Source organism: Collinsella sp. AM20-15AC, from assembly GCF_003471405.1.
GTDB lineage: Bacteria > Actinomycetota > Coriobacteriia > Coriobacteriales > Coriobacteriaceae > Collinsella.
Window position 1 is genome coordinate 1 of record NZ_QRJA01000015.1, and the last position, 12,118, is coordinate 12,118.

Genomic DNA, 12,118 nt, shown 5'->3' on the forward strand with positions numbered 1-12,118 from the left:
CCAGCGCGCCCGCGCCGAGCGCCGCAAGGGCGAGCAGCTTCGCCGCGGCGGCGCGCCCGCGCGAGGGGACCGCCGTGAGGTTAGCGAGGCGCCCGGCAGCGCGCTCCTCGTCCACGGCGAGCCCGCAGACGATGGCGGACATGAGCGGCATGAGGGCGCCGAGGAACTGGGCGTAGGCGTCCGCGCCCAGCGCCGGGTCCCATCGGGTTACGGAGAAGTACTCGCCGCAGGCAAGACCGGCTGCCAGGCCGCAGGCGAGGTGCACCGCCGAGAGCGGGGAGCGCGCCAGGCGCAGGGCTTCGGAGAGCAGGGCCCGCGAGAGAGTCATGCGTGGCGTCGGGTCGGAGAGTCGTGTCACGGCCATCACCTCTCCTCGGAGCGCGCGAACCAGGCCGCGCCCGCCGCCGTGAGCACGGCGAACGCGAGCGCGCAGACCGCAAGGCCCGCTAGCGTGAGCATGCCGTCTGACGCGAGCGCCCCGCCGAGCGCCATGTCCGCCGCGAGTGGCTCGCCGCTCGGCAGCACGGGGATGAAGCTCGTGGGGATGACCATGCTCGCCGACGGCGGAAAGAGCTGCGGCAGCGGCATCAGCGACCAGGCGAACCCACCCACGAGCTGCGCGGCGAGCGGGCAGAAGATGCCCGCGAGCATGCCGAGCCGCGCCGTGAGGAAGAGCCCTGCGGGGATCATCCACGCCGCAGTCACCGTGTTGACGAGCGCGCAGAGGAGCATCGTGAGCGTGCCCGCGGCCGTGAGGCCCTGCGAGGAGAACGCCGATCCCGCGAGGTAGATGCCGAAGACCACGAGGTTCGAGAGCGTGCAGAGCGCGAGGCACCAGAGCGCCTTGGCCCACCAGGCGCGCCCGAGCGGGAAGCCCAGGCCCAGAAGCCCCCGCATCCGCGTGCGAGCGTCCGCACGCGCGACGCACGCCACCACGAGCGAGAGACACACGGGCAGGAAGAGCGCGTACCAGTAGTTCCACGCGCTGAAGATCTGCACGCCCCGGTAGGGCATCGCGCCGAGCAGCGGCATCGGCAGCGCCATGAGCACGGCCAGGCGAACCGGTGCCGCGTGGCGCGACTTCAGGGCCTCGGCGCGCAGGGCCGCGAGCAGGCCGCCTTTCTCGCCCGTCATGCCGCCACCTCCCCGCGCGCTCGTCGCCCCTCCCGGCAGAAGCTCATGAAGAGTTCCTCGAGGTCCTGCCCGGGCCGAAGCGCATCCTCGTAGGCGAGGCGCCCCCCGCAGATGATGCCGATGGTGTCCGCCATCTGCTGCACCTCGGAGAGGATGTGGCTCGAGACGATCACCGTCGTACCCGCCGCCGCGAAGCCGCGGATCTGGTCGCGCAGCTCCTCGATGCCGATGGGGTCGAGGCCGTTGGTGGGCTCGTCGAGCACGAGCAGGCGTGGCCGGGCGATCAGCGCCAGCGCGAGCCCCAGGCGCTGCCGCATGCCCATCGAGAAGCGCCCGGCGCGCTTCTTCCCGGTGTCCGCGAGGTCCACGGCGGCGAGCACCTCATCTATGCGGCTCTCGGGAAGGCCCAGCAGCGTGGTGCGCACGCGCAGGTTCTCGCGCGCGGTGAGGTTGGGGTAGAGCGGCGCCTCCTCGATGAGGCTGCCGATTGCGTAGAGGTCCTCGCGGCGCCAGGCGTGCCCGGCAAAGAGAATCTCCCCGGCCGTCGGCCGCAGCATCCCGCAGATCATCTTGAGCGTTGTCGACTTGCCGGCGCCGTTGGGACCGAGCAGCCCGTACACCTCGCCTTCGCGGATATGAAGGCTCACGTCGGCCACGGCGTCCTGCGCCTGGTCGCCGCGGCCGAAGCGCTTGGTGAGCCCACGCGTCTCGAGCATGTAACCCATGGGTTTATCCTTTCTCTTCCGGGCGCGCGGGCCGAGCCACCGTGCCCGCGCGCCTTACCTTTCGGGTTCACCATCCATGGTGGGGCGCGTTTCTAACGAAGCCGTAACAGCCGTTGGGTTCTTTTAGCGCCAACCCTTCTCGACCCACACATCATGATTAATTTGCTTAAGGCAACAACTTTCCCGATCGATGTAATCACCGAATCAAAACGTGTACATCAGCCATCAAAGATGCCGAAAAATGTCATATTTGAAGGCTGATGTACACAAATGCAGAATCTCGCATAACCCAGTAGCATCCTCCATATGTCTGGACTCTCTATGCTTACGCTGGATAGACATCGCCGGAACGGGTATAGTATCGAAAGTTTTGTCGTTAACCAGCGGGGGAGTCCTGTGGGCATCAAAAAGAAGATCAAAAAGGAGCTTATCGGCACTTCCGATTACCCGTCGAATAAGATCTTTACGATCTCCAATTTCATCACCTTTACGCGCCTGATCCTCACCCTGGTATTTCTGTACCTGTTTGTGACGGATAACAACCGCGTCATCGCCATCGTTATCTACGCCGTTGCCGCCTCCACCGACTGGATGGACGGTCAGATCGCCCGCATGACTAAGACGGTCTCGTGGCTCGGCAAGGTCATGGATCCCATTTGTGACCGTGCGCTGCTGTTCACCGGCGTCTTGGGGCTGGTGGTCCGCGGAGAGCTGCCCATCTGGGTCTGCGTGCTCATTATCGGCCGCGACATCTATCTGGGCATCGGCACGCTTATCGTGCGTCATTATCACCGTCGCCCCATCGATGTCGTCTTTCCCGGAAAGATTGCCACTGCACTGCTCATAACCGGCTTCTCGCTCATGCTGCTCGGGTTCCCCGTTATTGACGGCCTGCACCTTTTACCTTCAACCCTCACGGCCTTCCCGGGTCTCAACGGAAGCTCGGTGCCCCTCGGCATCTTCTTTGTGTATGGCGGTGTGATCTTCTCCATGCTCACCGCTGTCATCTACTCTATTAAGGGCGGAGTGGCCATTAAACAGGCCCTCGCGCATCCCGAGGACGAGGACATCGACTTTCTTAACCCCGAAATCGAAGACTGATTCGTTGGGGTATGATTACGTACGGTTCATTATTTGCGGCACGTCCGCGATAAGTTAGGGGTTGTCATGGACAACATGGTTAACAATATGCCTCAGAATGATAAGACTGCTGACGCTACCTGCGTATTCCGCGTGCCTTCAAGCGACGTCACCGTTCCCGACCTCATGGCCAACGTGCGCATCACCGCCCCCGTTCTGTCTATCGTCAAGGGTCCGCAGACGGGTGCCGCCTTTGAACTCGAGGACGACGTGACCGCCATCGGCCGAGATCCCGCGAATGGCATCTTCCTCAATGACATGACCGTTTCGCGCAGCCACGCGCGCATTATTCGCGAGGGACTCGGCGCTCGCATCGAAGACTTGGGCTCGCTCAATGGCACCTGGGTCGACGGTGCCATTGTCAACGCCGCTCCGCTGCACGACGGCTCTTCCGTTCAGATCGGTACGTTTACGCTCATCTACCACGAGAGCACGCCGGAGCGCATCGAAACCGGTGAGTAGGGCATGGCCGAACGCAACTATCTGAGTATCGGCCAAGTCGTCAACCTACTTCGAGGCGCATACCCCGATCTTTCGAACTCAAAAATTAGATTTCTAGAAGATGAGGGGCTCATTACCCCTCATCGTACGCCTAAGGGATACCGTCAGTACTCCAAGGAGGACGTTGACCGCCTGGAGGTCATCCTGCACCTGCAGAAGACCCGCTATATGCCGCTCAACGTGATTAAGCAGCGCTTGGAAAACGCCACGGACCTGTCAACGCTCGCCTACGAGGTGGGCTTGCTGTCAGATGTTCCGCTCAAGACGGAGCCCAAGGAGACTAAGCAAAAGCTGCATCCCATCGAGACCATTCCCGATATGCTGGGCGTCGAGATTTCGTTTATCCGCTCGCTCGCCGAGAACGACCTTATCCGCATCATCAAGAGTCCGCAGAACCGCGAGCTTGTCGATGGTCGCGATTTTCCGATCATCCGCTACTGCTCCGAGCTGTCGCGCTTCCATATCGAGCCGCGCAACCTGCGTCAGTACGTGTCTTCCGCCAACCGTGAATCCTCGATGTTTGAGCAAGTGCTCGTAAGCATGCTCGGCATGGATACCTCCGATGACGAGCGCGACGCCAAGCTCGAGCGTGCGTTTAAGAAGCTTCACGACCTGACGGAAGGCGTGCACACCGCGTTGCTCAAAAACCGCGTTTTTGAGTCGCTCAACGCCGTGGTCGAGGATGCCGACATCGATGCACTCGATGAGGAAATCGCTCGCTCCGAGTCCACCAAGGCCAAAAACGAAGAGACAGCCGCGCCTGCCTCGCACGAGGATTCTCTCGTAAAGCCGCTCAGGGTCGTCGCCCCTTCGCACTCCGGCACCGCCACGGCGGGCAAATAACCGCTGCCGAAATTTCGGCAACCCATTGAAAGGCCATGTAATGTACGACTTCGAATCTCAAATCGTCGACATCCCCGACTATCCCGAGCCCGGAGTCATCTTTAAAGACATCACGCCGCTCTTTGGCAATCCCGAGGCGCTCAAAGCCATGACCGATTCCCTCGCCGAGCACTTTGCCGGCAAGGGAATCACCAAGGTCGTGGGACCCGAGGCTCGCGGCTTTATGGTTGGCGTACCGGTGGCTGTAGCCCTTGGCGCCGGCTTTGTTCCCGCACGTAAACCGGGCAAGCTGCCGCGCGAGACGGTGAGCCAGAGCTATGAGCTCGAGTACGGCACCGATTCAATTGAGATCCATGCCGACGCCATTACCTCTAAAGATACCGTGTTGATTCTGGACGACTTGGTCGCGACGGGCGGAACCGTCGAGGCAACAGGTAAACTGGTGCGAGATATGGGCGCAAAGCTTGTGGGCTACGGGTGTATCCTTGAGCTTGCGTTTCTCAACCCGCGCGAGAAGCTCACGCCGTCTGATGACGATGTGGAGCTCTTTAGCCTGGTGACGGTGGAGTAGCCGTTACCCTTAGTTACTGGAAAGGAAGCTACATGCGCACAGCAAACACGCACAAAAACATGGCACGCTGCGCTGCTACGGCAACCCTCGCTTGTGTTTTGGGCTTGGGCCTCGCGGCTCCTGCCTACGCCGATACCGCATCCGACCTTGCCGCTGCTCGTACGAAGCTCGAGCAGATCGGTACCCAAACTCAGCAGATTTACGATGAGCTTGCCACGCAGACGCAGGCGCTCGATCAGACTGCCGGCGAGATCACGCAAAAGCAGCAGGAGATCGCCGATGGTCAGGCCAAGCTCTCGACCTATGTCGCCGGCGAGTACAAAACCGGCGGTCTGAGCCTGCTTCAGGTTTTGACGGGTGTCGATGATCTGAGCGATATGCTCAACCGTTTGTTCTACTACGGAAAAGTTTCCGACAAGCAAGCTCAGACCATTCAAGAGGTCAAGGAGCTTAAGCAGCAGCTCACCGATAAGCAGGCCGAGCAGGAGAAGAACGTCGCCACCACGCAAAAGAAGGTCGACGAGCTTAACGCCCAGCAGGCTGAAGCCCAGAACGTCGTAAACTCCCTGGATTCGCAGCTGCAGGCCGAGCTTGCCGCAGAGGCCGAGGCGAACGCCGCGCTGCAGGCCGGCATCAACGCCAGCACTGCCGAGAAGGCCACGGTGAGCAACGAGACTGCCGGTACGACCGAGAACACCAACAACGGTGGTCAGACCAGCAATAACAACAACCAGGGCGGCAACACTCCGGCTCCTACGCCGACACCTGCTCCGACGCCGCAGCCCCCCACGCCTGCTCCCGCTCCGACGCCTTCTGCTCCGAGCCAGTCCGTCGATGGTGGTTCTGTTGTCTCGCGTGCATACAGTAAGCTTGGTTGCGCTTATTCCTGGGGCGGAATTGGCCCGAACAGCTTCGACTGCTCTGGTTTTGTTAGCTATTGCCTCACTGGTCGCTATTGCCGCCTGGGCACCACGGGTACCTTTATGGGCTGGACGCGTGTGTCCGATCCGCAGCCTGGTGACGTTGTGGTCAACTCGTACCACACCGGCATTTACATCGGTGGTGGTCAGATGATTCATGCTTCCGACTACAACACAGGTGTTATCATCAGCTCCGTTGCCGCCGGCATGAACAACAACTATATCTTCGTTCGCTACTAAGTATTCAAGTAAAGCAAACGGATATGGACCTCGTGGCTTTAAGTCATGGGGTCCATTCTTTTGTCTTTAGTGCAGGCCGCTATCTAGTTTTGAATACTAGATAGCGGCCCAATCGGTCTGCAAGACGGCTATAATTGTATGGGAACAATTAGAAAGGACCCTCTATGAGCTGGGCACTTATCTCAGATTCAAGCTGCAACCTCCGCGATTGGCAACCGACCGCACCCCATGCCACCTTTGCATTTGCGCCCCTCAAAATTCGAGTGGGGGAGCGTGAATTCGTCGATGACCTTTCGCTCGATGTACATGAGCTCAATTGCGCTGTTCAGGCGGAGACGAACGCTTCTTCGAGCGCTTGTCCCAGCGTAGGGGAGTGGGCCGGGCTCTTCAAATTGGCAGACAAGACCATCTGCATGCCGATCTCTGAGGGCGTGTCGGGCAGCTACAACGCGGCAGCCACGGCTCGCGATATGGTTCTTGCCGAGGAGCCCGACCGGCAGATTCACCTAGTCAATTCGCGCGCAGCTGGCGGCAAAATGGACCTCGTTTTCTTGCTGTTCGACCGCTATCTTGCAAGCAATCCGGATGTCTCATTCGAGGACGCTTGCGCATACTTCGATAGCCTTGAGCAGAACAGCAAAATCCTCTTCAGCTTGTGCAATTACGAAAACCTGGCCAAAGCCGGACGCATCCCTAAGGCAGCCGGCGTCATTGCCAACAAGCTCAATATCCGCATTTTGGGCACGGCGAGCGAGGCCGGTAAAATCGAACTCGTCGGGCACACGCGTGGCGAAAAGAAGATGCTCAACAAGATCATCGATACCATGGAAGCCGAGGGTTTTACGGGCGGCGAGGTCGTCATCGACCATGTGGAAAATGAGGCAGGCGCCCAAGCACTTGCCAGCCGCATTGTGGAGCGCTGGCCAGGCTCCAAGACTATCATCATGCCCTGTAACGGGCTAGATTCATACTATGCCGAAATGCATGGGCTCATTATCGGCTACGGCATGGGCGTGGCTTCGGGCAAATAAAGTCCAACCAAGCAAAATTACGGGCGGGACAAAGTGACAGCTGGCTCTTTGTCCCGCCCGTTTTATACGTCGGCTAGCTATTAAACCCATTAAACTTTAGATAGCTCATCAGGTACGCCTTCGAAACGAAGGATGAAACCGCACTGCGCACAAGCAGCGACTCACGCGTTACCTGATGCGCCGTATCGGGAACCGGCGTCTGCTCGACGGAAAACGCCGAACGAATCGATGCCTCGAGCTGATCGACCACATAATCGAAAGCCGTCGGGGCATCATAGCTCAAACGCTGAATGTTAAAGAGCGCCTGCACCGCAGCAATAGGTAGCACCTGCTTAAAGAGGCAGATAGCGATCAGGCGGGCAATCTGCTCGCGGCCATATTGCTTTTTGACCGGAGCAGGCACCAGGCCGACCTTCACGTAGTTATTGATCATCGATGGCGTAATGACAGGGTGCTCAACGCAAATGGACAGCGGCTCCATCCACAGCGCAACATACTCAATGACCTGGTCGCGGTAGAGCGTCACATTGGGCAACTGGTTATAGCGCGGCAGACTCAACGTATTGAGTTTACGCACGATATCGGACTGAATGAATGCATCGGGCAGCACCGTGGGCTGAATATCCTCGGGCTTAATGCTGACCGACGAATCGGACATCGGAATAACGTATTTAGCGTGGTTCATAAGAGGCCTCCGTTCGTTTTCTATATTGTATTCTAGGTTATCTAGTTTTGCATACCACATAGCCGCTAAGAAAATTGGCGAGACAGTGCATTGATGCATCGTCCCGCCATTTAGTAAATTGATAACAACCTTACATAAGATATATTATCGTACTTATCCACGGAGAAACGCGTATGCGCTCGTTGCCGCTATGGCTCCGTCCGAAACAGCGGTCACAACCTGGCGTAAACGTTTGGAACGGATATCGCCAGCGGCAAATAGACCTGGCGTGCGGGTCGCCATGGATTCATCAGTCAGAATGCCGCCATCAGGCGCCAGATCGACTAGATGCTCAACAAGCTCGGTATGGGGCTGCGTTCCGGTAAAGACAAAGATGCCAAACGAGCCGGGCTCAAATGACTCGGTATGAGTCTCGCCGGATGCATTGTCCTTAAAGGTAATCGTCGTTGGTATGGCTTCGCCCGATAGCTCCACAATACTAGTTTGGTACCTAACTGTAATATTGTCCTTTGCGAGTACTTTCTGAACAACACCATCGGGCGCACGGAACTGGTCGCGGCGCAGCACGATGGTCACACTGTTGGCAAGGTCGGACAGGAACAGAGCCTCTTCGCATGCCGAATTGCCACCACCGATTACAAAAACCTGCTTGCCGCGGAAAAACATGCCGTCACATGTTGCGCAATATGAAACGCCACGACCGCGATACGTATCCTCGCCTGCGAAACCTGCCGGACGCGGCGTGGCACCCATGCAAGCGATAACGCTCGAGGCCAGCGTATCGCCCATATCGTGATGCACCGTAAACAACGCTGCATCGGCATCGTAATCGATACCCGTAACCATGCTCCATGTAACCTGTGCTCCCAGGCCCTCTGCATGCTGCTGAAAACGCTCGCCGAGTTCGGCGCCACTCAGGAGCGGGAAACCCGGATAGTTCTCGACCTCATTGGTTGTGGCGATCTGCCCTCCCGACATGCCCTGCTCAATCACGGTCGTCGTCAGGTTGGCACGCGCAGCATAAATAGCGGCAGCATAGCCCGCGGGGCCGCCACCGATAATCGCAACATCGATCGGCTTATCGGTAGTCATGAAGCGTCCTTTCGTCGAAACGTTGTCGTTCTTTGCGCTCATACCCAAATTTACGTGAACGTGACACTCATGCACTACAATGATAAATCCGTATTACAAAGCTGAAGGGGAGTTATCGATGGACCAGGCGCAGACGAGTGACGACGCCCCCCTGCTCACGCACAGCACTCCCCAATCGGAGCAAACCACGCTCCTGGCTCAGCAAAAACCTCTCGTGACCATCGTGCACGCCTCCGTTGGCTCGGGCCACAAGGCCGCCGCAAATGCGATTGCGCAGGCATTCGACCTTATCCGCGGCACCAATGGCATCCCCGAGGATATTGAGATTGAAGTGCTCGATATCCTTGATTTTGGACGTATTAAATTCGACGGCAATAAGACCGCGGCTTCTTTTACGGGAGCCACGCGCCCCATTTACGACCTGACCTGGCGATATACGCTTACGGGACATCTTCTCTGGGGTGGCGGAACGGCATGGTCGCGAATTATGTTCCCCGCCTTCAACGAATATATTCGTAGCCGCAGGCCCATAGCCGTGGTTGCAACGCACATCACGGCAGCCAATGTTGCCGTGGGCGCCCGCGTAATTACGGGTATCGATTATCCGGTCATCTGCGTACCGACCGACTACGAAGTCGAGGGATGGTGGCCCCACAAGGACACCGATTTATTCTGTGTTGCCAACGAATTTATGGCCGAAACGCTGCGTCCGCGCAAGGTGCTCGAAACAAAAATTCGCATTACCGGCATTCCCATTCGCGCCGGATTCGACACGGATTACGATCGCGAGGAAGAGCTAGCTAAGTTCAACCTCCCCACCGACAAGACCGTCGTGCTGGTAATGGCCGGTGCCAGCTTGCCTCAACCGTACGTTCGCTTTCGCGCGGAGATGGACCGCACCCTCCCCTTCCTACGCAGCTTCGAAGACATGCACTTTGTCTTTTTGCCGGGCAAGGATAAGGAATACGCCGCCCGCCTCAAGACGCTCTTCGATGCCATGAAGCTCGAAAACGTCACGGTGCTGGACTATGTCGACGACATGGCGGCCCTCATGCACGGCTGCGACCTGGCAATTCTCAAATCGGGCGGACTCACCGTCACCGAGTGCCTATGCGCACATCTGCCGATGATCCTGCTGGGCAAGTCCTATGGCCAGGAAAAGGCCAACACCACCATGCTCACCGGCATGGGCGCCAGCATGCATGTCACCACCGCACGAGAGCTCATCGTGACGTTGCGTCATCTCCACGATCATCCTGAGTCGCTCAAGGCACTGCTCATCAACGGCGAAGTACTACGCCGCCCCCACGCAGCCGAAGACATAGCCATCGCAACCATGGAGCTCGTAGGCAAACCCCAAAAGCGCAAACGAGCCTTCTGCCGCTTCTACTGGGGCGAAAAACCTGCGCATATCAGGTAGCGTCTTAATGTCCGCTTACCTGTGGGAGGCCCCTATATATCATCCCGTGCTCAAACATTCTCGCTTCGCTGCGAAACTGCGCGCGGGACGATATATAGGGGCCTCCCACAGGTAAGCTGCGTTAACGTACCAGCGGCTATACCAGATTCCCCACCAGTAGAATCTGCAAAGGGGAACCAGAGAATATAAATACAGTAAGTCGATGCGACAAAGGAGGCGTCCCTTCATCGCATCGACTTACTAGAAAAGTAAATATTGTTTCAAGCGAGTAGCCGCCCGCCCGGGGCTTACCTATATCGTTCCACGCGCAGTTTCGCAGCGAGCGAAGCGACGCGAGAATGTTTGAGCATGGAATGATATAGGTAAGCCCCGGGCGGGAGGGATACGAGCGCCCTAGGCGATGCCGCTGGAGCCGAAGCCTCCTTTGCCTCGGTCGGTTTCGTCTAGTTCTTCTACTTCTATGAGATTGACCGTGGGGACTTCTTGGATGACGAGTTGGGCTATGCGGTCGCCTTTGTTGATTTGGATGTCGTTGGAGGGATCCAAGTTGATAAGGATAACCTTAAGCTCACCTCGATAGTGAGCATCAATGAGGCCCGGCGTGTTGACTATAGACAGGCCCTGCTTGATGGCCAAGCCGCTGCGGGGCTGGACGAAGCCGGCGTAGCCATCGGGCAGGGCGATGGCCAGCCCCGTAGAGACCAGACGGCGTTCGAAGGGCTTCAGGACGCAGTCCTCGTTGGAGCGTAAATCCAAGCCGGCATCGGTGGGATGGGCGTATTTGGGAAGCTCGACGGTGGGGTCGAGACGCTTTATGTTGACGGAAATGTTGGACATGGAATCACCTTAGCTTGTCGAGCTCTTGCAGAAACTCATCGACGTCTTTGAAATCACGGTAGACCGAGGCAAAACGGATGTACGCCACCTTGTCGATCTTAGCCAAGCGCTTGAGCACCATGTCACCCAACTCATGGGACGTGACGGCCGTCAGCGTGCGAGAGCGAAGCTCGACCTCGATGTCATCGATAATCTCATTGAGCTTCTTAGTGTCGATATCGCGCTTGATGGTGGCGCGCATCAAGCCGACAAGAAGCTTATTGCGATCGAACCGCTGCTTGGTTCCATCTGACTTAATGACCTCGATAGGGTCCTCGCATCGCTCAAACGTTGTAAAGCGGTAGTTACACGAGCAACATTCGCGACGGCGCTTAATGGTGTTATTTGACTCCTGCATACGGGAATCAACGACGCGGGTATGTGCCTTGCCGCATTTGGGACAGCGCATGGTACCTCCTCTTAAACGATAACAAGGGTACCATGCGCAGCGCGATAATGATTACGAACGAGCAGGAACCTTAAGATGCGCACCAGCGGCGAGCGAACCATGCTCCAGATGATTGACGTTACGGATCATGTCGGAAGTCTCTTGCGTGGAAAGGCCTTCGATTGGATATTCCTCGGCAAGCGACCAAAGAGAATCGCCAGTCTGAACGCGAATGGTCTCGTAAGTAATGTTGGAAACGGACTCGGCATACGCGGCATGACGAGCGCTAAAGACCGAAGTAGCGAGGACAAAGAAGAGCGTAAGCGCAACGGCGACGGCGACAATCGTCGGAACCTTCAGGGCAACGCGGGCTGGCGCGACTACAGCCTGCTGATTGCGCACAGGCTTTACGGTCAAAGGCTGAAAGCCGGAGCGGCCACCCTGAACAACCGTAAAAGTGGGTTCTGCAGGCGTCTCGAGCTTAAGGGCGAGGTTTCCCTGGACCATATTCGTTACGTTCATCATGTTCTCCTCTCGCGTGTTTTGCTGAGA

The 12,118-nt window shown here is 57.9% G+C and carries 14 protein-coding genes and 1 pseudogene; 7 read left to right on the forward strand and 8 right to left on the reverse strand.

The window, feature by feature from the left end:
* The 3 genes and pseudogenes from DW233_RS06150 to DW233_RS06160 form a co-directional block, all read right to left on the reverse strand.
* Nucleotides 1-328: pseudogene (locus tag DW233_RS06150) on the reverse strand (lantibiotic ABC transporter permease); the annotation flags it as partial.
* A 35-nt stretch (nucleotides 329-363) separates the two neighbouring features.
* The gene (locus DW233_RS06155) at nucleotides 364-1,134 is read right to left on the reverse strand and encodes a hypothetical protein (RefSeq protein WP_118267288.1); all 771 of its coding nucleotides are present in this window, start codon (nucleotides 1,132-1,134) and stop codon (nucleotides 364-366) included.
* Complete coding sequence (locus DW233_RS06160) at nucleotides 1,131-1,859, reverse strand: lantibiotic protection ABC transporter ATP-binding protein (RefSeq protein WP_055250122.1); 729 nt, start codon at nucleotides 1,857-1,859, stop codon at nucleotides 1,131-1,133. Before DW233_RS06160 ends, DW233_RS06155 begins: the two co-directional genes overlap by 4 nt.
* Before the next feature lie 396 nt (nucleotides 1,860-2,255).
* On the opposite strand from DW233_RS06160, the gene DW233_RS06165 reads away from it, so the two are divergent.
* From DW233_RS06165 to DW233_RS06190, 6 genes are all read left to right on the forward strand, one after another.
* Entirely contained in the window at nucleotides 2,256-2,960 is a 705-nt protein-coding gene (locus tag DW233_RS06165) for a CDP-alcohol phosphatidyltransferase family protein (protein ID WP_118267290.1), read from the forward strand.
* A gap of 66 nt (nucleotides 2,961-3,026) precedes the next feature.
* On the forward strand, nucleotides 3,027-3,461 hold the full coding sequence (locus DW233_RS06170) for an FHA domain-containing protein (RefSeq protein WP_199574599.1): 435 nt from the start codon (nucleotides 3,027-3,029) through the stop codon (nucleotides 3,459-3,461).
* Between the two features lie 3 nt (nucleotides 3,462-3,464).
* Complete coding sequence (locus DW233_RS06175) at nucleotides 3,465-4,343, forward strand: MerR family transcriptional regulator (protein ID WP_118267291.1); 879 nt, start codon at nucleotides 3,465-3,467, stop codon at nucleotides 4,341-4,343.
* Nucleotides 4,344-4,383: 40 nt separating this feature from the next.
* A complete protein-coding gene (locus tag DW233_RS06180) occupies nucleotides 4,384-4,914 on the forward strand; it encodes an adenine phosphoribosyltransferase (RefSeq protein WP_118267293.1) in 531 nt (176 codons plus the stop codon).
* 32 nt (nucleotides 4,915-4,946) lie between these two features.
* A complete protein-coding gene (locus DW233_RS06185; protein ID WP_199574600.1) occupies nucleotides 4,947-6,074 on the forward strand; it encodes an NlpC/P60 family protein in 1,128 nt (375 codons plus the stop codon).
* A gap of 164 nt (nucleotides 6,075-6,238) precedes the next feature.
* Nucleotides 6,239-7,105, forward strand: a complete 867-nt coding sequence (locus DW233_RS06190; protein ID WP_118267295.1) for a DegV family protein — start codon at nucleotides 6,239-6,241, stop codon at nucleotides 7,103-7,105.
* Nucleotides 7,106-7,178: 73 nt separating this feature from the next.
* On the opposite strand, the gene DW233_RS06195 is transcribed toward DW233_RS06190, so the two are convergent.
* Both DW233_RS06195 and DW233_RS06200 read right to left on the reverse strand, forming a co-directional pair.
* The gene (locus tag DW233_RS06195; protein ID WP_192934578.1) at nucleotides 7,179-7,790 is read right to left on the reverse strand and encodes a DUF1836 domain-containing protein; all 612 of its coding nucleotides are present in this window, start codon (nucleotides 7,788-7,790) and stop codon (nucleotides 7,179-7,181) included.
* 153 nt (nucleotides 7,791-7,943) lie between these two features.
* Nucleotides 7,944-8,882, reverse strand: coding sequence for an NAD(P)/FAD-dependent oxidoreductase (locus DW233_RS06200; RefSeq protein WP_118267296.1), 939 nt, complete (start codon nucleotides 8,880-8,882; stop codon nucleotides 7,944-7,946).
* Nucleotides 8,883-9,000: 118 nt separating this feature from the next.
* Here DW233_RS06200 and DW233_RS06205 point away from each other — a divergent pair, with 118 nt between their 5' ends.
* On the forward strand, nucleotides 9,001-10,302 hold the full coding sequence (locus DW233_RS06205) for a glycosyltransferase (protein WP_118267298.1): 1,302 nt from the start codon (nucleotides 9,001-9,003) through the stop codon (nucleotides 10,300-10,302).
* A gap of 393 nt (nucleotides 10,303-10,695) precedes the next feature.
* Here the strand turns inward: DW233_RS06205 and dut are convergent, their stop codons facing one another.
* From dut to DW233_RS06220, 3 genes are read right to left on the reverse strand one after another with little or no spacing between them, the layout of a single operon-like run.
* Nucleotides 10,696-11,139: a dUTP diphosphatase gene (gene dut / locus DW233_RS06210; RefSeq protein ID WP_117635235.1), complete on the reverse strand. Its 444-nt coding sequence runs from the start codon at nucleotides 11,137-11,139 to the stop codon at nucleotides 10,696-10,698.
* Between the two features lie 4 nt (nucleotides 11,140-11,143).
* Nucleotides 11,144-11,587, reverse strand: a complete 444-nt coding sequence (gene nrdR, locus DW233_RS06215) for a transcriptional regulator NrdR (protein WP_022093781.1) — start codon at nucleotides 11,585-11,587, stop codon at nucleotides 11,144-11,146.
* A 51-nt stretch (nucleotides 11,588-11,638) separates the two neighbouring features.
* Nucleotides 11,639-12,088, reverse strand: a complete 450-nt coding sequence (locus tag DW233_RS06220; RefSeq protein WP_158550962.1) for a LysM peptidoglycan-binding domain-containing protein — start codon at nucleotides 12,086-12,088, stop codon at nucleotides 11,639-11,641.
* Nucleotides 12,089-12,118 lie beyond the last annotated feature (30 nt).

What these genes read in the sequence shown, in the direction of transcription:
- DW233_RS06160 (WP_055250122.1), bottom strand. Translation starts at nt 1,859, where the DNA reads ATGGGTTACATGCTCGAGACGCGTGGGCTCACCAAGCGCTTCGGCCGC.
- DW233_RS06190 (WP_118267295.1), top strand. Translation starts at nt 6,239, where the DNA reads ATGAGCTGGGCACTTATCTCAGATTCAAGCTGCAACCTCCGCGATTGG.
- DW233_RS06180 (WP_118267293.1), top strand. Translation starts at nt 4,384, where the DNA reads ATGTACGACTTCGAATCTCAAATCGTCGACATCCCCGACTATCCCGAG.
- DW233_RS06205 (WP_118267298.1), top strand. Translation starts at nt 9,001, where the DNA reads ATGGACCAGGCGCAGACGAGTGACGACGCCCCCCTGCTCACGCACAGC.
- DW233_RS06200 (WP_118267296.1), bottom strand. Translation starts at nt 8,882, where the DNA reads ATGACTACCGATAAGCCGATCGATGTTGCGATTATCGGTGGCGGCCCC.
- dut (WP_117635235.1), bottom strand. Translation starts at nt 11,139, where the DNA reads ATGTCCAACATTTCCGTCAACATAAAGCGTCTCGACCCCACCGTCGAG.
- DW233_RS06155 (WP_118267288.1), bottom strand. Translation starts at nt 1,134, where the DNA reads ATGACGGGCGAGAAAGGCGGCCTGCTCGCGGCCCTGCGCGCCGAGGCC.
- DW233_RS06185 (WP_199574600.1), top strand. Translation starts at nt 4,947, where the DNA reads ATGCGCACAGCAAACACGCACAAAAACATGGCACGCTGCGCTGCTACG.
- DW233_RS06170 (WP_199574599.1), top strand. Translation starts at nt 3,027, where the DNA reads ATGGACAACATGGTTAACAATATGCCTCAGAATGATAAGACTGCTGAC.
- nrdR (WP_022093781.1), bottom strand. Translation starts at nt 11,587, where the DNA reads ATGCGCTGTCCCAAATGCGGCAAGGCACATACCCGCGTCGTTGATTCC.
- DW233_RS06175 (WP_118267291.1), top strand. Translation starts at nt 3,465, where the DNA reads ATGGCCGAACGCAACTATCTGAGTATCGGCCAAGTCGTCAACCTACTT.
- DW233_RS06220 (WP_158550962.1), bottom strand. Translation starts at nt 12,088, where the DNA reads ATGAACGTAACGAATATGGTCCAGGGAAACCTCGCCCTTAAGCTCGAG.
- DW233_RS06195 (WP_192934578.1), bottom strand. Translation starts at nt 7,790, where the DNA reads ATGAACCACGCTAAATACGTTATTCCGATGTCCGATTCGTCGGTCAGC.